Annotated in this window: 17 protein-coding genes; 3 read left to right on the top strand and 14 right to left on the bottom strand. The window is 49.8% G+C overall.

Features of this window, described 5'->3' with window-relative positions; genetic code table 11:
- Positions 1-2: 2 nt before the first annotated feature.
- Both pfkA and DEALDRAFT_RS09275 read right to left on the bottom strand, forming a co-directional pair.
- Entirely contained in the window at positions 3-962 is a 960-nt protein-coding gene (gene pfkA / locus DEALDRAFT_RS09280; RefSeq protein ID WP_008516890.1) for a 6-phosphofructokinase, read from the bottom strand.
- 69 nt (positions 963-1,031) lie between these two features.
- On the bottom strand, positions 1,032-4,466 hold the full coding sequence (locus DEALDRAFT_RS09275) for a DNA polymerase III subunit alpha (protein ID WP_008516889.1): 3,435 nt from the start codon (positions 4,464-4,466) through the stop codon (positions 1,032-1,034).
- A gap of 120 nt (positions 4,467-4,586) precedes the next feature.
- On the opposite strand from DEALDRAFT_RS09275, the gene DEALDRAFT_RS09270 reads away from it, so the two are divergent.
- Both DEALDRAFT_RS09270 and DEALDRAFT_RS09265 read left to right on the top strand, forming a co-directional pair.
- Entirely contained in the window at positions 4,587-4,916 is a 330-nt protein-coding gene (locus tag DEALDRAFT_RS09270) for a YtrH family sporulation protein (protein WP_008516888.1), read from the top strand.
- Positions 4,913-5,374: a hypothetical protein gene (locus DEALDRAFT_RS09265; protein WP_008516887.1), complete on the top strand. Its 462-nt coding sequence runs from the start codon at positions 4,913-4,915 to the stop codon at positions 5,372-5,374. The genes DEALDRAFT_RS09270 and DEALDRAFT_RS09265 overlap by 4 nt, the downstream gene beginning before the upstream one ends.
- Here the strand turns inward: DEALDRAFT_RS09265 and DEALDRAFT_RS16735 are convergent.
- Positions 5,319-5,573: a hypothetical protein gene (locus DEALDRAFT_RS16735; protein ID WP_008516886.1), complete on the bottom strand. Its 255-nt coding sequence runs from the start codon at positions 5,571-5,573 to the stop codon at positions 5,319-5,321. The genes DEALDRAFT_RS09265 and DEALDRAFT_RS16735 overlap by 56 nt on opposite strands.
- Positions 5,574-5,681: 108 nt before the next feature.
- On the opposite strand from DEALDRAFT_RS16735, the gene DEALDRAFT_RS09260 reads away from it, so the two are divergent.
- Positions 5,682-6,734, top strand: coding sequence for an AI-2E family transporter (locus DEALDRAFT_RS09260; RefSeq protein WP_008516879.1), 1,053 nt, complete (start codon positions 5,682-5,684; stop codon positions 6,732-6,734).
- 69 nt (positions 6,735-6,803) lie between these two features.
- Here DEALDRAFT_RS09260 and DEALDRAFT_RS09255 read toward each other — a convergent pair whose 3' ends face one another.
- From DEALDRAFT_RS09255 to DEALDRAFT_RS09205, 11 genes are all read right to left on the bottom strand, one after another.
- Complete coding sequence (locus DEALDRAFT_RS09255) at positions 6,804-7,199, bottom strand: Fur family transcriptional regulator (RefSeq protein ID WP_008516877.1); 396 nt, start codon at positions 7,197-7,199, stop codon at positions 6,804-6,806.
- 136 nt (positions 7,200-7,335) lie between these two features.
- Positions 7,336-7,545: a heavy-metal-associated domain-containing protein gene (locus DEALDRAFT_RS09250; RefSeq protein WP_008516874.1), complete on the bottom strand. Its 210-nt coding sequence runs from the start codon at positions 7,543-7,545 to the stop codon at positions 7,336-7,338.
- A 92-nt stretch (positions 7,546-7,637) separates the two neighbouring features.
- Entirely contained in the window at positions 7,638-7,886 is a 249-nt protein-coding gene (locus DEALDRAFT_RS09245; RefSeq protein WP_143753433.1) for a metal-sensitive transcriptional regulator, read from the bottom strand.
- Positions 7,887-7,983: 97 nt separating this feature from the next.
- Positions 7,984-8,442 carry a tRNA (uridine(34)/cytosine(34)/5-carboxymethylaminomethyluridine(34)-2'-O)-methyltransferase TrmL gene (gene trmL / locus DEALDRAFT_RS09240; protein ID WP_008516872.1) on the bottom strand — a complete coding sequence of 153 codons (459 nt, stop codon included), beginning with the start codon at positions 8,440-8,442 and terminating at the stop codon, positions 7,984-7,986.
- 2 nt (positions 8,443-8,444) lie between these two features.
- Complete coding sequence (locus DEALDRAFT_RS09235) at positions 8,445-9,191, bottom strand: class I SAM-dependent DNA methyltransferase (RefSeq protein WP_008516870.1); 747 nt, start codon at positions 9,189-9,191, stop codon at positions 8,445-8,447.
- Positions 9,178-10,242, bottom strand: a complete 1,065-nt coding sequence (gene mnmH / locus DEALDRAFT_RS09230; RefSeq protein ID WP_008516868.1) for a tRNA 2-selenouridine(34) synthase MnmH — start codon at positions 10,240-10,242, stop codon at positions 9,178-9,180. The genes DEALDRAFT_RS09235 and mnmH overlap by 14 nt, the downstream gene beginning before the upstream one ends.
- A gap of 59 nt (positions 10,243-10,301) precedes the next feature.
- Positions 10,302-12,740, bottom strand: coding sequence for a Lon protease family protein (locus DEALDRAFT_RS09225; protein WP_008516866.1), 2,439 nt, complete (start codon positions 12,738-12,740; stop codon positions 10,302-10,304).
- 304 nt (positions 12,741-13,044) lie between these two features.
- A complete protein-coding gene (gene acs, locus DEALDRAFT_RS09220) occupies positions 13,045-15,018 on the bottom strand; it encodes an acetate--CoA ligase (RefSeq protein ID WP_008516863.1) in 1,974 nt (657 codons plus the stop codon).
- Positions 15,019-15,242: 224 nt separating this feature from the next.
- Entirely contained in the window at positions 15,243-16,976 is a 1,734-nt protein-coding gene (locus tag DEALDRAFT_RS09215) for a sodium:solute symporter family protein (RefSeq protein WP_008516859.1), read from the bottom strand.
- Between the two features lie 49 nt (positions 16,977-17,025).
- Positions 17,026-17,304, bottom strand: a complete 279-nt coding sequence (locus DEALDRAFT_RS09210; RefSeq protein WP_008516856.1) for a DUF4212 domain-containing protein — start codon at positions 17,302-17,304, stop codon at positions 17,026-17,028.
- A gap of 299 nt (positions 17,305-17,603) precedes the next feature.
- The coding region (locus tag DEALDRAFT_RS09205; RefSeq protein WP_008516854.1) for a CaiB/BaiF CoA transferase family protein at positions 17,604-18,731 on the bottom strand (1,128 nt) is incomplete at its 5' end.

Raw genomic sequence — 18,731 nt, 5'->3', positions numbered from 1 at the left:
CCCTAAATAGCCAAAATAGTGGCCAGTCGATATAAATCCTCCGGAAAAGGCTTCTGTTTAGCCAGTGCCTCGCTGAAAGTGGTGCTTTTCACCGTGTTGTCCACAAAACCAACCATTTGTCCGTGACAACCGGACAAAAGCAAATCCACTGCCGCCGCACCCAGGCGGCTGGCCAGCATCCGGTCAAAAGCTGTGGGCGTACCACCACGCTGTAGATGCCCTAAAATTGTGACTCTGGTATCCATTTCAGTCCGTTCCTTTATCTCTTCAGCAACTTTCAGACCGCTGGCCGCCCCTTCTGCCACCAGAATTATACTGTGCAGCTTGCCGCGCTTCACACCGCGCTGCAGCCGCTCACAAACCTCATCAAGATCAAAGGGCACTTCCGGCACCAGAATAGATTCGGCACCACCGGCCAGCCCGGCAGCCAAAGCTATATGACCTGCGGTGCGGCCCATGACCTCCATTACGTAAACCCGTTCGTGGGATGTGGCTGTATCCCTCACTTTATTAATGGCATCGGTGGCGTTATTGACTGCCGTATCAAAGCCCACACTGTAGTCGGTACGGTCTATATCATTGTCAATGGTGCCGGGAATCCCCACGGCGGGGAATCCCGCTTTCTCCAGAGCCATGGCCCCGCGAAATGAGCCGTCTCCGCCGATAACAACCAGGGCATCAATACCGCTTTCCCGAATTATCCCCAGCGCCTTTTGCCGCCCTTCAGGTTCTAAAAATTCAGGAGCTCTGGCCGTCAATAACACCGTTCCTCCGCGGTGAATAATGTCGGCAACGGAGCCTAACTGCATAAAAGAGTATTCACCATATACCAAACCATGATAGCCGCGACGAAAACCCACCACTTCCAGGCCATGATAAATAGCTTTGCGGACCACAGCCCGAACAGCAGCGTTCATTCCCGGAGCATCTCCACCTGAAGTTAAAACGCCGATTCTTCGCATATGTTATCAGTCTCCTAACGCTGGTTTTAGAAGAAGCATCTCACTTAATTTACCCGCGTCCCGGCCCTGTTATCCTGCTCTTTGCACCGTCACCGCCCCATCACCGAAGAGCTTTTCTATCTCGGTAATTTGCGGAGCCTCATCAGGCAACCAGTAATCCTGGGCCAGCAAAACCCTTTTTCCCGCCTGGGGAAACTGGATGTATACCGGCATGGTGCCACGTTGGCCCGCCAGCACTTTCTGCAATGACAATAGCTTGCCCAAAGTCTCGTCCTCCCGGCAGCGAATCACCACTTCCCGCGGCTCCACCGGCAGCGGAGAAATGCTATCGGCCATGATTTTTACGTCTTCCTCTTCCTTATGGCTTGTCCGGCCATGGACAATTACCACCTGGTCATTTTCCAAAAAAGGCTTAGCCGTTTCATGGACTGTAGGGAAAACCACCACTTCCAGCCCTCCGGCAAGATCTTCCAGAGTGAAGAAAGCCATGGGCTTTCCTTTTTTGGTAATAATCGGCTTCAACCCGTTAATCATTCCCGCAATCACCACTGATTTGTTATCGGGAGCTTTCTGCAGCGTATCGGTTCGTGCCAGGTCGGGATAGATATTTAACACATTTTCGTATTCCTCCAGCGGATGGCCGGTAATGTAGAGACCCAGCGTGTCTTTCTCCATGTTGAGCCTCTCCCTGGGCAGAGGTGCCGGTATGTCCGGCAGGTCGTCCTGCAGATTGACCCACTGGCAGTCTTCTTCATCCTCTTCCACCACCTCAAACATACACATCTGCCCGTTTTGCCGTTCTTTGTGCATAGTTTGCGCAGCAGACACCGTCTCATCCAAAATGGCCAGCAATTGATTGCGGTTAGCGCCAAGACAGTCAAAGGCGCCGGCTTTTATCAGGCTTTCCATCACCTTTTTATTGCAGCTGCGCAAATCAACCCGAGCGCAAAAATCCCGCAGTGAAGTAAAGTCGCCCTGCTCTTTACGGGCGGCGATAATGGATTCTATGGCTCCCAGTCCCACGTTTTTTACCGCCGCCATACCGTAGCGGATAACTTTGGCATCGGTAACGGTAAAATTCTTTTCACTTAAATTAACATCCGGCGGCAGCACCGAGATACCCATCTGCTTGCAGTTGGCAATGTAGCCCGCCACCTTCTCCGTGGTGCCCATCACACCGGTCAACTGTGCCGCCATAAACTGTGTGGGGTAATTGGCTTTCAGATAAGCGGTCTGGTAAGCCACCAGGGCGTAAGCTGCGGCGTGGGACTTGTTAAAGCCGTAGGAGGCGAACTTAACAATCAAATCGTAGAGCTCGTTGGCCATTTCTTTTTTATGGCCTTTGGCCACACAACCGTTGACAAACAGCTCGCGCTGCTGGTTTAAAACCTCCAGCTTCTTTTTACCGATGGCCCGGCGCAAAAGGTCTGATTCGCCCAGAGAAAAGCCGGCCATGGCTGAGGCCACCTGCATAATCTGCTCCTGGTAAACCATGATGCCGTAAGTTTCTTTCAGGATAGGTTCCAAATCCGAATGGAGATATTTAATGGGAATATGCCCGTGCTTACTCTGAATAAAGGTGGGAATTTGCTCCATGGGGCCGGGGCGGTAGAGAGCAACCACCGCAATGATATCCTCAAAAACGTCCGGTTTCATCTCCCGCAGAATACCACGCATGCCGCCGGATTCCAGCTGAAAGATTCCCGAGGTATCCCCCTGCGACAGCATATGGAAAGTATTTTTATCATCTAAGGGCAGCTCGTTTAGATCCACCTCAACACCGGTAGACTTTTTAATCAGCCGCACCGCTTCACCCATAATGGTCAGCGTGCGCAGCCCCAAAAAGTCCATTTTCAAAAGGCCCAGCTCCTCCAGAGTTCCCATGGGAAACTGGGTAACCATACCGTCTTCACCGGCTTTTTGCAGCGGCACGTAGTTTACCAGCGGATCCTTGGAGATGACCACGCCGGCAGCATGGGTGGAGGCGTGCCTGGGCAGGCCTTCTACAGCCATACTCAAATCCAAAAGCTGTCGGATCTTTTCATCTTTATCATATAATTCTTTTAAATCAGGGGATTTTTCCAGTCCGTCGGCTATGGAGATATTAAGCTCCGCAGGGATAAGCTTGGCGATGCGATCCACATCGGCATAAGGCACGTTTAAGACCCGCCCCACATCGCGGACAGCGGCGCGAGCCGCCATGGTACCAAAGGTAATAATCTGGGCCACACATTCTTCTCCGTATTTCTCCACCACATAATCAATAACTTTCTCCCGGTTTTCATAGCAGAAGTCGATATCGATATCGGGCATGGTTACCCGCTCCGGATTAAGAAAGCGCTCAAAAAGCAGTCCGTATTTAAGTGGATCAATATTTGTGATACCCAACGCATAGGCAACCAGGCTGCCGGCAGCGGAGCCCCGCCCCGGGCCAACCAGAATGCCGTTTTCATGGGCGTAATTTACAAAATCCCAGGTAATAAGAAAGTACGAGTCATAACCCATCTGGGCAATAACACTCAACTCATAATCCAGCCGCTCTTGTACATGCGGCGGCAATTCCTCTCCGTAGCGTTCTTTTGTGCCCTGCACACACAGCTCCCGCAGGTAGCTGCGCTCATCATGAGCCGGCGGCACCTCATAGCCGGGCAGATAGGTTGTGCTGAAATCAAAATCCACATTGCAGTTCTCAGCAATGTGTACCGTATTATCCAATAACTCCGGCAGGTCCGGATAAAGTGAGCCCATCTCCTCCGCAGTTTTTAAATAAAACTCTTCTGTGGAAAAACGCATGCGGTTTTCATCATCCAGGGTTTTGCCCGTCTGGATACACAGCAGCGCATCATGGGCGTGGGCATCTTCCCGGTGGGTATAGTGCAAATCATTGCTTACCACCATGGGTGTTTGGGTATCTTTGGCCAGATCTATCAGAAGCGGGCTTAGCTCCTTTTGTTCCTGCAGGCCATGATCCTGCAGTTCCAAAAAGAAGTTTTCACTGCCAAAGGTTTCTTTATAAAAAGAAACCAGCTTCCGGGCATCCTCCTGGCGCCCTTCCAAAAGAGCCACAGGAATTTCGCCGGCCAGACAGGCCGAAAGCACCGTAAGCCCTTTATTGTAGCGCTGCAGTAATTCATGGTCGACCCGCGGCTTATAATAGAACCCTTCACTGAAACCACGGCTCACCAACTCCATCAGATTGGCATAGCCGGTCTGGTCCTGGGCTAAAAGGACTAAATGGTGTTGCTTGCTGTCCCGCCGTGAATCTCGGTCATGCCGCGTGCGTGGCGCCACATAAACCTCACACCCGATTACCGGTTTGATCCCCGCATCTTTGGCGGCTTTATAAAAATCTATCACGCCATACATCACACCATGGTCGGTGATGGCCAAAGCAGGCATGTCCAACTCCGCCGCGCGGGCCACGGTATTTTTAATTTTACTGGCACCGTCCAGCAAAGAGTATTCTGTATGCACGTGTAAATGAACAAAATTGGAGCTTACCATGTTTTCACCTCGTTGACATTCTACTTACATATTTCTTTTTTTACGTTAATTTTCCTTTTTCAACATCGGATGTCTAAAAGATTCTTTTGCGCCATAGATATGAATGTGGAGGGATGCATCATGACACAACTATTGGATACGTTAACCATCAACGCGTTTATTTCATTTGGGGTAATTCTGGGGGGCACCCTGATTGGCTCCCTTGGTGCAGTTTTTACAGGCCAGGCCCCGGGCCACACCATGATTGAATTGGCGGATAAACTAAAAATCTGGGCTTTGGTCAGCGCCCTGGGAGGAACTTTTGATGCCCTGAGAGCCATCGAAACCGGTTTTTTGGGACTGCAGATTAACACCGTAGCCAAACAGGTGCTGATGATTCTGGCAGCCTTTCTAGGTGCGCATACAGGGTACCTACTCATATTATACCTGACAGGCGGCCGTCCGCAATGAAAAAAGCGCTGGCTTTGATAATTCTGGGTGTAATTATCGGTGCCGCTGCCATGAATACCTACCTCAGCCGCCGCATGGACGAACTATACATCCGGCATGAAACACTGCGGGTGGAACTTTACGAAACTGAAGAGCGCCTGAAAAAAATCGAGGCCCAGTGGCAAAACCACCAGGCCCTGGTTATTCAGGAGGTAGAAATTCAGTTTGTACGGGAAGAAAAAGATCAGTTTTTAGCGGTAAAGCTGCGCGAAGCGGTTTCCCGCCTTACTCAGGATTTGATTGGTGAGGAAGTGGAAAAAGTACCTCACGCCCTTCTCAGGCACCTCATTGATCAGCGCATTGTGGATGTGGAAGGAAAGCGTTACCGGCTGCAGGCAGAAATGATAATTGTGGCGCCAAAGGTTACCTACGTGCTCGACTACGCTGAGCAAACGGAACAGCGCGATAGCGAGCCCTAAACTCGGCAATCTCCTGCTTTTTGGCCGCCTTCTCTCCTTCTTCCAGATAGTAAAGGTAATTGCCGCAAAAAACCAACAAGCCAAGAGCCAGCCAGCTGCGGGTTGCTACACCGGCCACCCCTTCCGCACTAAGCGGAGGCAACAGCATCATACCCAGAGCCAACAGAATACAGGCCAAACCCAGTTTCAACAGGGTCATACCATCCACCCCCTTTGTTCCAATATACGCTTATTGCTGGAAATTTAGCACTGCGTATTGTAACAATATCAATTCCCATTTATAATGGGAATGGAAGGAGTGTGACGGATGGAAGATCGTAGCTGGCCTCAGTCTCTCTGGCCACTGATAGTTAGAACGTTAGCAGTTATTTTAACCATAATTGCTGTACTTTGGTTTGTGCACAAAATATCCTGGGTAATAGGAATCTTAGTTGTTTCAACCATGATAGTCTACAGCATTTCGCCTTTATCGAACTACCTGACCCGCAAAGGTGTCCCGCACTCTGTCTCTGTTTTATCCGTTTATCTGCTCCTTTTGTTCTCGGCTTTTTTGTTTTTTTATCTGTTGATTCCCACCCTGACCAATGAAATGCGGGCCTTGGCCCGTTACCTGGCCACAGATTACAGCTATCTTTTACCAGAAATCCTGCTGCAGATAGACCAGCTAATGGCCAGTGAAAATATTCATCAGGCCCTACAGGATGTGGCCCAAAACCTGCCCAACATGTTACAGCAGGCTGTCTTTACCATGACCCTGGTGACTGGCAGCATCTTCTCCGGCCTTACAGAAGTGTTGATAGTACTTTTTCTTGTGTACTACATGCTGCGAGACCTCTCCCATGTAAAAAGGGGTATTGTCCGCTTATTTCCCCCGGCCTGGCGCAAAGAATCCACCCATGTGCTGCAAATCATTGACCTGAAAGTGGGGGCGTACCTGCGGGGCAACCTGCTCCGCTGCACAGCGGTGGGTATCATCACCGGCATTGCCCTGGCCATTGTCGGCATGCCTTTTGCCCTGATGCTGGGTATCCTGGCGGGAATTTTAAATATCATTGTCTACATCGGGCCATACCTGGCCGGCATTCCAGCGGTGTTATTAGCATTAACACCCAATACTCCGCACCCCATTTTGATTGTTGTCCTCTATGTGACGGTACAGGCTGTGGATGCCTTTCTTCTGACTCCGAATTTACTGGGCAAAGCTGTGGACCTGAGGCCCTTTACCGTCATAATCAGCCTACTCATCGGCGGAACCCTGTTGGGTGTAATCGGCTTCCTATTAGCCATCCCCGTGGCCGCCACCATAAAAGTCATTATCTACCACTACTACCTCAAAGAAGACCAAATCCTAAAACTCTAGCCCCTAACCATAATTTCCTGGCAGTGCAAAAAAAATCCCTCTCTGATATTTCTGAGAGGGATTTAATATTTATGTCAGACAGTCACTGCAGTTGCCGTAGAACTCCATACGGTGAAAATCAACCTGGCCACCAACGGTACCCGCCACCTGCTCATCGTAGTCTGTCAATAACGGCAGGTCGATGTCCATAACTTTGCCGCAATCCTGGCAGACAAAGTGATAATGAGGGGCCGGATTGCCGTCGAAACGGCTGTAGGTGCTTCCGTAATTGAGTTCCTGAATGTCGCCCATTTCCTTTAACACACGCAGATTGCGATAGACAGTCCCCAGGCTGATACGGGGGACCGCTTGCCGCACCTGTTCGTAAATCCAGTCCGCGGTAGGATGGGCTTTTGTGTTTTGAAGTACTTCCAAAATCATTTGACGCTGTTTTGTCATTCTGTGGATGCGGGGTCGGTTAGTCATTTTCATCGCCTCGTTTCCAACAGTAGCTACGATTATATATAGCTAGTTTTACTATATTGGATTTGTCCGATGTTTGTCAAGTGAAAAAGCGCGCCAAAAGGTTTCCCTATGGCGCGCTTTAAAATATGGAACAACATTATTTTACTTCGTAACCTGCATCTCCTACCACTGCTTTTAAATCGCTTTCGCTGATCTTGCTGCCGTCGTAGCTGACATCAGCCTGACCCGCTTCCAGGTTAATCTGTACATCCTGGACACCGTCCAGTGTTTTTAAAGCTTTTTCCACCTTCATTTTACAATGGTTACAAGTCATGCCGCCAATGTTTAGTGTGAGCTTATCAGACATACCCATCCTCCTGTTCAAATTTTTTTTTATCGACATCCAAAGTTCCGCTAAAACTAAGATGCCCTCAGAACAAATTTAATATAAACTTAAAATTAGCCGCGTTTATACTTCATAAACGTTTTTAACTCTCTGATAATCTCTTCGTCCTCACCGCGGAGTATGGCAGAGCGCATACACGTTTCCAGGTGATTCTCCAAAATGATATTACTGATTTTCTCCAAGGAGGAGATAACTGCCTGCAGCTGTAGAAGGACATCAGCACAATACTTGTCCTCATCAACCATGCGCTCCACAGCTTTCAGGTGGCCGCTTGCCGTCTTAATCCTTCGGATTGTGTCCATTTTTTTCTGCCCCTGCATATAACACCTCCCACCCCCCTCCGGGGGGATATGTATAGAATACACTTTTTATTCTGCTGTGTCAACCCCTGGCACAAAATCAGGATAATCCCGGAAAACCCTGCTGGCGCAGGGCTTCATACAAAACTATGGCTACCGAATTAGACAGATTCAGGGAACGAACATCTGGTCCCATGGGAATCCTCACGCACTTTTGGGGATATCGGGCCAACAGCCAATCCGGCAGACCGGCGGTTTCCCGACCAAATACCAGCAGGTCGTCCTTATGATATTTAATGTCGGTATATGACTGCTTACCCTTGGTGGACAAAAACCAACAATTCCTGTCAGTAGCATAGTCTAGAAAATGCTCCAGACTTTCATGTACCTGGAGGTTTAGATGCTGCCAATAATCAAGTCCCGCCCTTTTTAACTGCCGCTCTTCAATGGAAAAACCCATGGGTTCCACCAAATGTAGCGTTGTCCCCGTCACCGCACAGGTTCGGGATACATTTCCGGTATTGGGAGGGATCTCCGGTTCAACCAGAACTATATGCACCGCTACCGCTCCTTTCGTGCCACATAGAATACACGGCGCGTTCCAAAGTCAGGCTCATCCAGGCTGAAAGCAGCATACCTGCCCACCAACTCCAAGCCGGCATGGTGCAGGGACCTTTGCACTTCTTCCTCAGAAATCACCCGTTCTTTATGTACTTCACTGAATTTCTGATAATTACCGTCTTTAAGTTTGGTAAAACCGGTTACAGCTATTTCCCAGATATCCTGCTCTACAAACCGGGTTTCCCAAATCAGTGTAAAATCATCGCAGTCTACCCAGGATGTTTCCGTCTTGGTATCCTGCAGTTTGTCCACCCGGTTAACATCGAAGATAAACAACCCTTCAGGCAAAAGCGCCTTACCGACGGCGCTAAAGGTTTGTGTCAAATCCTCTGCTGTTAAAAGATAATTTATTCCATCCTGAAATGATACCACCAGACCCACCGGTTCAGCCAGGGAAAATGTACGCATATCTGCCTGCATAAAAGCTGCCTCGGTCCCCTGGGACTCTGCTTTTTCCCGGGCAAAGGACAGCATCTCAGCCGATAAATCCAGTCCGGTCACAGGGTAGCCGGCCCGGGCCAGGGCCAGCGTGGTGGTTCCGGTACCGCAGGCCACATCCAGTACATTTTGCCGGGGGATGCCGCCATGGCGGTGCGTTAATTCTCCGATGTACTCTGCCCATTCATCGTAATCCACACTTTGCATCAACTGATCATAAATAACTGCCAGTCCACTATATTGAACCACTGCTTTCTCCTTTTTGCAGGTATTCTGTAACCACCGCCAATATTACTGCGGCGCCCCTTTGAATGTCATTTACATCTACCACAGCGAGATAATGACCTTTATTCTGCTGCGAATCACGGTAGTACTGATCGTAATACTCGGAGCAAAGGGCCATTGCCGCAGGGCGCAGCTCCCCCTGACGGATCTGGGTAGCCAGCGCCGAACATTTTTTTTGACCTAATTTTTTCTGCAGCATCAGTGCGGCATCGGCCAACGGCTCAACACTTTCGTCTATTCCGTGATACTCTTTTATAATCCGGTCTACCCGGATCTCCAGGTCTGCTTCCAGCAGGATATGCTCTCCCTGATGCATGGCGCTGTAGAGAAAATCCGGCAGAACCACAGGCCCTACCTTTTTTCCTTCCCCTTCTAGAAGGACATACGGCGCATTTTCTATTTCTTTTAGGGCGAAGAACAGATGGGCCTCAAAATCTTTCTGGGTGCGTGGTTTTCCCAGTCCTATGCCGCCAAATGCCGATCCGCGATGATTTGCCAGCCGCTCCAAATCGATGGTGGGGGCTCCTTTGCGCTGCAACTCCTTTATTACTAAGGTTTTGCCCACTCCGGTAAGGCCGTTTAGAACAAAAACCGGCATCTTTATTTTGGCGCTCTTCAGATAGCGCACAACATGGCGGCGAAACGCTTTATAGCCTCCCACCAGTTGCCAGGCCGGATAACCCAGCGCCTCCATCACCGAGAACACACTGCCGCTGCGCATTCCGCCGCGCCAGCAGTAGAGGACAATATCACGACCCGCCGCACTCTCCAGCATTTCCTCCACCATACCTGGCAGACGGGGCCCCACCAGAGAAAGACCGACCAGTTTGGCCCGGTCGGTCCCTTCCTTCCAGTATGTGGTGCCGACAAGCGCCCGCTCCTCATCAGAAAATAGCGGAATATTCACTGCCCCCGGAATATGAGCCAGTGAAAACTCCCCGGGAGAGCGCACATCGACAAGTAAATACTGCTCTCTGTTCTTTATAAACTGCTCCACTGTGAGTAGCGATTTCACGGTCCCAGTCCTTCCCTTTTTCTGCATCTATTGTACCCGATTAATCGCGTTAACTCAAGTCAGTGACAATCACCGGCACAACCCGGGTCATGGTCATCTTTTTTCTCTTCCCCGTCCTCCCGGGACTTTTGCAGCAGTTCATTGTATCTGGTCAGCTTGGCTGCTACCTTACCAAAAACAGTGTCTTCCGGGTAATTACCCTCTTCATCGGTTTTACCGGCGGGCACACCGGTGAGGATTTCAATGCCTTCTTCAATGGTGGTAACGGGGTAGATATGGAATTTACCCTCCCGCACCGCGTCCACCACTTCATCCGAGAGGTTCAGGTTTTTAATATTCTGCACCGGCAGCATGACCCCTTGTTTTCCTGTAAGGCCCTTTAGCTTACAGGCTTTAAAGAAACCTTCAACCTTATGTGTGGCTCCGCCAATGGGCTGGATCTGCCCCAGCTGGTTCACAGAGCCTGTCACCGCAATGTCCTGGCGCAACGGCAGCTCGGACAGACTGGACAAGATGGCATAAAGCTCGGTGCTGGAAGCACTGTCTCCTTCTACACCGGAATATAATTGTTCAAATGTCAGGCTGGCAGAAATTGACAGCGGAATTTTCTGGGCAAAAATGGCGGCAAGGTAGCCGGATAGTGTAAGCAAGCCTTTATCATGGATGCGGCCGCTCATTTTAGTTTCCCGCTCAATATTAATGATGCCCTGCTTACCCAAATAGGTCACCGCAGTAATGCGGGAAGGTCGGCCGAAAACATAATCTCCGCTGTTTAAAACAGAAAGACCGTTTACCTGTCCCACCTTTTCTCCGTCCATGTCCAAAAGGATTGTTCCTTCGTCCAGCATTTCCTGCAGCTTTTGCTCGTACGTATCTGAACGGTAATTTTTCTCCTCAATGGCTTTCTTAACATGCTCGCCATTTACAACTTCCGCATTGGCCATTTGGGCCCAGGCATCCGCTTCAAAAATTATCTCCACAATTTCATTGAAACGGGTGCTTAATTTCTGCTGATGATCGGCCAGGCGGGAGCTGTACTCCACCAGACTGGCAACCCCGGTGCGGTCAAAATGCTTGACTCCTTCCCGCTGTGAATGGGTGGCAATAAAGCTGGCCATTTCCGTCATATTATCTCGATTGGCATCCATTTCTGTATCAAAATCTGCTTTTACTTTGAAAAGCTTGGAAAAATCCTCTTCATAATGGTACAGTGCCTGATACAAGAAGGGATTGCCCATAAGTATAACTTTAACATTAACCGGAATTGCCTGCGGCCTGAGCGATGCCATGGCCAGCACCCCAAACTGTTCCCCCAGATTCTCCATGCAGGCTTCCCTGGTTTTTAAAATTCGTTTCATACCTTCCCAGGCGCCGGGGTTTGTTAAAACATCCCTTACCTGCAGAATCAGGTAACCACCGTTGGCTTTGAGCAGTGAACCGGCCTTAATCATGGTATAGTCGGTGGTGACCATACCCATTTTATTTTCATACTCCACCCGGCCCACCAGATTGTAGTAAGTGGGATTGGTTTCAATGATCACCGGTGCACCTTCGGTGTCCTTGTTATCCACCACCAGGTTTACCTGGTATTTGTGTCCCGGGTCACCCTTTTTTTTCATCCAGGGAAACGGTGCCCCTTCTCCTTCTTCGCTGGAGCGAAAATCATCCAGATTTTCCAGGACGTCGTTTTGCACCTCTCCCAGATATTTCACCACAGATTCTTCCTGGGCATAGCGCTCCTTTAAATCATCAATTAAATAGCCAACAGCAAATAAGCCGATTTTATTTTCCAGCTCTTTAATGGCCTCCTTCATTTCGCGCTCAGCAGCTTGAATGCGCCGCATCACCTGAATGGCCTTTAGCTGAATTTCATTGCTCTTTTCCTCAAACTCTGCCTTTTTCTCAGCGGGAAGAGCCTCAAACTCCTCGCCGGTAATTTCTTTGCCGTCAATAATAGGCACACTGACAAACCCGGTGCTCTCGCGCTTGAGCACAAACCCCTCTTCTTTGGCCTTGTTTGTCAGCTCTTCAAACAATTCTGACCTTGTTTCCTGGAACTTTTTAAATAGTTCCGCTTTTTCCCGCTCATAATCATCGGCATCAAATGCTTTGGGAATCTCCAACTTCAGGGAATCCACCAACTCTTCCATATCCTTGGCAAAACGGGAGCCTTGTCCACAGGGCAAGCGCAGTGCCATGGGATGACTGGGGCTGTCAAAATTATAAACATAACACCAGTCATCGGGAGCCTTTTCTTTGGCAGCCACATCATTAACAAGTGTCTGGGCATAGGATATTTTACCCGTACCGGTCCGGCCTGTCATAAAAATGTTATAGCCATGCCTTTTTATGGCCAGGCCAAATTCCATGGCCCGTACGGCCCGCTCCTGCCCAATGATACCCTCCAGCGGCGGAACCGATTCGGTGGTTTCAAACTCAAATTGTGACGGATCACATATGTACCTTAACTCTTCAGGTTTTAGCGTTCTAAACTCCATACCTTTTCCCCCTTTTGTTATTTAAGATTGCTTTTCTTTACGAATCTAATCCTCCCTGGCCACAAAGTTATTCATCTTTTATCTTATCATACCGGATTACTGAAACCATTAATGGAATGTTGCAAGCTTTTCGGCAATTTACCAATTTTAGGCACAAGAAAGGCGCGCTTATTCGGCTTCCTCAGCGCGCGCTTTGCAGGTTTCAGTACCGGTTTCTGCTGCAGCTTTGCTAACTGCAAAGCGTTATAATTTCCGGTATAAAAAGAGGGACAGGCAAGCTGTCCCTCTTTCCTGATTTTTTGTTTTAGCTGACGCGATCCTTAACCAGGGTATCCACAATGCTGGGGTCAGCCAGTGTGGAGGTATCGCCGATACCATCCTCTTCGCCGTGGGCAATCTTGCGCAAAATACGGCGCATGATTTTCCCGCTCCTGGTTTTAGGCAGGGCAGGGGAGAATTGGATATGGTCCGGTGTAGCAATGGGTCCGATTACTTTACGGACATGCTTCACCAGTTCTTTACGCAGTTCATCACTGGCGGTAAACCCTTCTCTGAGGATTACGTAGGAGTAGATACCTTCACCCTTAATATCATGGGGGAAGCCGACAACCGCAGCTTCAGCCACAGCGTCATGCGCCACCAGTGCGCTTTCCACTTCGGCAGTTCCCAGGCGGTGACCGGAGATATTGATAACATCATCCACCCGGCCCATCAGCCAGAAATAACCGTCCTCATCTTTGCGGGCACCGTCTCCGGTGAAGTAGTAACCTTCATACTGGGAGAAGTAGGTGTTGAAGAAGCGTTCATGGTCGCCGTAAACAGTCCGCATCATACCGGGCCAGGCTCTACGGATTACCAGGTAGCCGGGCTCATCCACGTCGGCCTCGCTGCCGTCCTGACGGATGACAGCGGCGTCAACGCCAAAGAAGGGAGTCGTTGCGGCACCGGGCTTGGTGGGTACTGCTCCTGGAATGGGGGCAATGAGAATGCCGCCGGTTTCTGTCTGCCACCAGGTATCCACAATGGGGCAGCGCTCCTTACCAATCACCCTATGATACCATTTCCAGGCTTCCGGGTTGATGGGCTCACCCACTGAACCCAGCAGACGCAGGCTGCTTAAATCATGGCGGTTGGGCCACTCATCGCCGTCACGCATCATGGCACGGATGGCTGTGGGTGCGGTATAGAAAATGTTGACTTCATACTTTTCCACCACGTCCCAGAAACGATCCGGGTTCGGGTAGTTAGGAATTCCTTCAAACATTACACTGGTTGCGCCGTTGGCAAGGGGGCCATACACAATATAGCTGTGGCCGGTAACCCAGCCGATATCGGCGGTGCACCAGTAGGTGTCTTCGTCTTTAATGTCAAAGATATATTTGGTGGTGGCAGCAACATGGGTCAGATAGCCACCGGTGGTATGCAAAACCCCTTTGGGCTTTCCGGTACTACCGCTGGTGTAGAGAATGAACAGGGGATCTTCCGCATCCATCTCTTCGGGCTGGCAGTATTTTTCAATATCTGTCGCCGCAACTTCATCATCCCACCAGGTGTCACGGCCATCCTTCATATTCACTTCATTACCTGCACGACGATATACAATAACGTTTTCCACGGAAGGTGCATCACTTAGAGCTTCGTCGGCAATATCCTTCAGCTTAACAGTTTTTCCGCCACGCAGGCCGGCATCAGCTGTGACCAGCAACTTACATTCGCTGTCGTTAATCCGGTCACGCAGGGCTTCCGCACTGAATCCGCCGAAGACAATGCTATGAATAGCACCAATGCGGGTGCAGGCCAGCATAGAAATGGCCAATTGGGGAATCATGGGCATGTAAAGCGCTACGCGATCGCCTCTTTTAACACCTTTTTTCTTCAGCACATTGGCAAAGCGGTTTACTTCCCGGTACAGTTCATGATACGTATAAGTCCGGCTTTCACCGGGAGCGTCGCCTTCCCAGATAATGGCAGCTTTGTTCTTACGCCAGGTTGTGAGGTGACGGTCTAAGCAGTTATAGGAGACATTCAGTTTTCCGCCCTGGAACCATTTGATGTCTGCTTTCTTGAAGTCGAAATCCACCACTTTATCCCATGGCTTGAACCAGTCCAACAGTTCACCTGCCAAATCGGACCAAAAACTATCGGGATCGTTGATGGAACTCTGGTACATCTTTTGGTACTCTTCCATGCTTTTGATATGCGCGTTTTGCTTAAAGCTCTCCGGTGGCGCATATGCATTTCCTTGTTCAACAATTGTTTCGTTTCCTTTTTCAGTCATCGTACCCCTCCTCCAATTTTTCCTTACTAAAAAGGGGGCCGGGGTTATCGCCCGGCCCCCCGCAAACACAACCTACATTTTCACTGCTATTATAGCAGTAGCCCATGAGCAAATCCTAAACACATTATAGCATTTGCGAAATAGAATTACAAGATATTTATTGGAATGTTCTGAATTTATTCAAAATATTTTATTTGCTCAATTTACTTAATCTTAGGACATGCCTAGTTACCTTCACCGATTTCACGGGTAGCTCTGGGGTAACGAAGCTCGGTAACCAGATCCTGAATGTCCTCAGGCGGTGCTTCTGTGGCCATGGAGACAAAGTAGGTTACCAGGAAGTTGGCGGGTACACCAAACAGTCCGGCGTTAACAGGCAGGATGCCAAAGATCTGGATGCCATAGAAGTGGGAGATTATAATGTAGGTGATTGTAACAGTCAGACCCACAATCATACCTGCTACAGCACCGGTGGCATTGGCACGCCGCCACCAGATTCCCAAAAAGATTGCCGGGAAGAAAGATGCCGCAGCAATGGAGAACGCCCAGGCCACCATGGCTACAATCAGGGCCGGTCTGGAGAGCGCCGCCAGGGCACACAGGGCAGCTACCACTACCAACACCGCCCGCGACCAGAAGAGAACGGCTCCCTCTGATGCATCAGGGTTAATCATCTTCTTATAAATATCGTGGGCCACACCGGCAGCCAGCACCATCAAGAGGCCAAGCGAGGTGGATACCGCCGCCGCCATACCGCCGGCGCCGATCAGACCGGAGACTGTATAGGGCATGTTAGCAATTTCCGGAGCCCCGGTTACAATCATATCCGGATGTAATTCAAGGCCTTCATAAGCCAGAATACCGTCATTGTTCACATCATTTACAGTAACCATATCCTGCTCGCCCCAGGACTCAACCCAGGCCGGCATATCGGCGATGGGGGTCCCCACCAGGTTCTGGTAAATGTCGTTTCTTACCAGAGCCGCCATGGCGGGAGCAGAGGCGTAAATCAATACGATAAACAGCAGACACCAACCAACACTGATGCGGGATTCCCTTACGGACTTAACGGTGTAGAACCGGGTTAAAACGTGGGGCAGTCCCACGGTTCCCACCATCAGGCAGAAAATAAGCCCCAAAGTGTTAAGCATACTCATGTTGGTAAATGGCTGAATATAGCTGGTCATGTTGTTGGCCGCTTCAAAAGCGGTAATTTCAGACAGCGCCTGACCATAAGAAAGCCAGGGGATAGGACTGCCGGTAAGACGAATTGACAGCAGTACCAAAGGTACAACATAAGCGGTTAAGGCAATCAGATACTGGGCCACAGACACCCAGGTAACACCGCGCATTCCGCCGGAGAAAGTGGTCAAAAGGATTACCGCCAGGGCCACAAACACGCCCCATTCAAAGGGTAAGCCCAAAAAGCGGCTGGCAATCATGCCCACACCCATAAACTGCGGAATCAGATAAACAATATTCATGGCCACGGCGGAGAAAACCGATACGCCCCGGGCCACATTCCCGCCATAGCGGGCAGCCATAAAGTCCGGTACTGTGTAGGCCCTCATTTTGCGCACGTATGGTGCAATCAAAAGAGCCAACAGCACATATCCTCCGGTCCAGCCCATGATATAGGCCAGGCCGTCATAACCTAACATATAGATAGTACCGGCCATCCCGATAACGGAAGCAGCACTCATCCAGTTGGCCGCGCCGGCCATCCCGTTATAGAGTGCCGGAATATCCCGACCGGCCACATAATAATCGGCAACCTTGCGGGCCGAACTTAAAACACCTACAACAGCATACAACAAAACCGTACCAAAGAAGAATATCAGACCGATTGTCCTGGGCTGCAGCGCGCCCTGCCCTTCCATAAAACTAAAGATAGCCGTAAGCAGTAAAACTGACCCGATTACGCCTAAAGCAAACTTAGTCCATTGACTGTCTTTCATATGCCTCCTCCTCACTCACTTCTGTATTTGCCCCTTCTATTTAGAGAACCTATTCTTTCATACCGTACTTTTCATCAATTGCATCCATCTTCTTCGCATAAAAGAAAATCATCCAAACGTAAACAATCAGCGTAACCAATGAACCCAGTGTATAGCCTACAGGAAAACCTGCAATCTGAATTTCATTTAAGCTACCAGCTAATAACGCCCCTACCCAGGTAATTACAAACCATACTGCCAGCAGCGTCATTACCAGTCTTGCATTGTCCTTCCAGTGGGCATCCGCCGTTTCCTGATCCACCGCAGTGTATTTTAACTCTTCGGTCATGCTCTTACCTCCTTTTCTTACATCGCCCCAAGAATGATATCACGTTACCACCGACTAATCTGGCTCTCTCTCATCTGTCACCTCCTGTACGCATTTTCAGAGACAATGGTCAGACTGTTTAGAATATTCTGGATATTAGTGCTACGTTCGATATCTGCAACCGTCATTTCTTCGATAGCTACAATTTATAATATGAATTATACCACCGCATGGCAGGTGATGCAAGAGCCAATTTTAGAATTTTCTGATTATTTATACTATTCAGATTCTGTTAAGCTTTACACAAACCTCTCCCGCAGCTAGCAGCCGCGGGAGCCTAGAACCCCTTCCTGCCTTAATTTTAGAATATCTTCGTCGGTTAGCCCTGCGGTAAGCAGCACTTCTTCAGTATGCTCCCCTATGGCCGGAGCAGGCCCGCTCTGCACAGATGCACCATCCTTAAACCTGACAGGAAAGTTCAATGATTTACCGGTCACCATTTCCCGCGCCTTCACCTGCGGGTGCTCTTTAACCTCAGGCAAAGATAGTACCGGCTCACAACAGGCATCCACCCCAGCGAAGATTTCTTCCCACTGCCGGCGGTTTTTTTGCCCGAAAATACCGGCCAACTCCTTCTTTAAGCCAGCCTGATCCTGCTGATACTGCACGTCTCGCAAATCATTGCGTCCAACAGCAGCACAGAAACTCAGCCAGAACTTTTTTTCCAGAGCTCCCAGAGCCATATAACCTCCATCGGCCGTTTTATATACCGAATAGCAGGCCAGACCGCCATTTAGCTCCGCTTCTCCCCGCTTTATTTCATTGCCGGCAAACACTTCCGCCATGGAGATAGGCAGCCAGGATACAAGGCCGTCCAACATGGCCACATCTATGTATGTACCGCCCCTGCCCCTTTCCCGGGCAAAAAGAGCTGCCAGAATTGCCGATAAGGCCATCTGTGTTCCACCGCCCACATCGCCAATCTGAACTCCCGGTATTACCGGCGGGCCTCCCGCCTGACCTGTTATATCCAGAATTCCGGACAAAGCAATGTAGTTTAAGTCATGACCTGCCCGGTCCCGCAGTGGGCCGTCTTGCCCGTAACCTGTAATGGAACAGTAGATAATCTTCTCATTAATTCGGCGCACCTGGTCATAACCAATGCCCAAAGAGTCCACCACTCCGGGGCGAAAACCCTCCACCACCACATCGGCGTCCGCTGCCAGGCGCAAAAAAATCTCAATCCCTTTCGGATCTTTCAGATTTAGTGTGATACTTTTTTTGTTACGGTTTAGCAGGCGAAAATAATGACTGTCCTCACCTTCCATGGGTCCCATTTTCCGAAAATAATCTCCCTCTCCGGGACTCTCCACCTTTATGACGTCGGCCCCCATATCGGCTAGCATCATAGTACAAAAGGGGCCGGGATACAACCGGGTAAGGTCAAG

The organism is Dethiobacter alkaliphilus AHT 1 (genome assembly GCF_000174415.1).
Classification (GTDB): Bacteria; Bacillota; Dethiobacteria; order Dethiobacterales; family Dethiobacteraceae; genus Dethiobacter; species Dethiobacter alkaliphilus.
The sequence above is the reverse complement of the archived record's forward strand: the minus strand, read 5'-3'. Positions and strand labels throughout refer to the sequence as shown.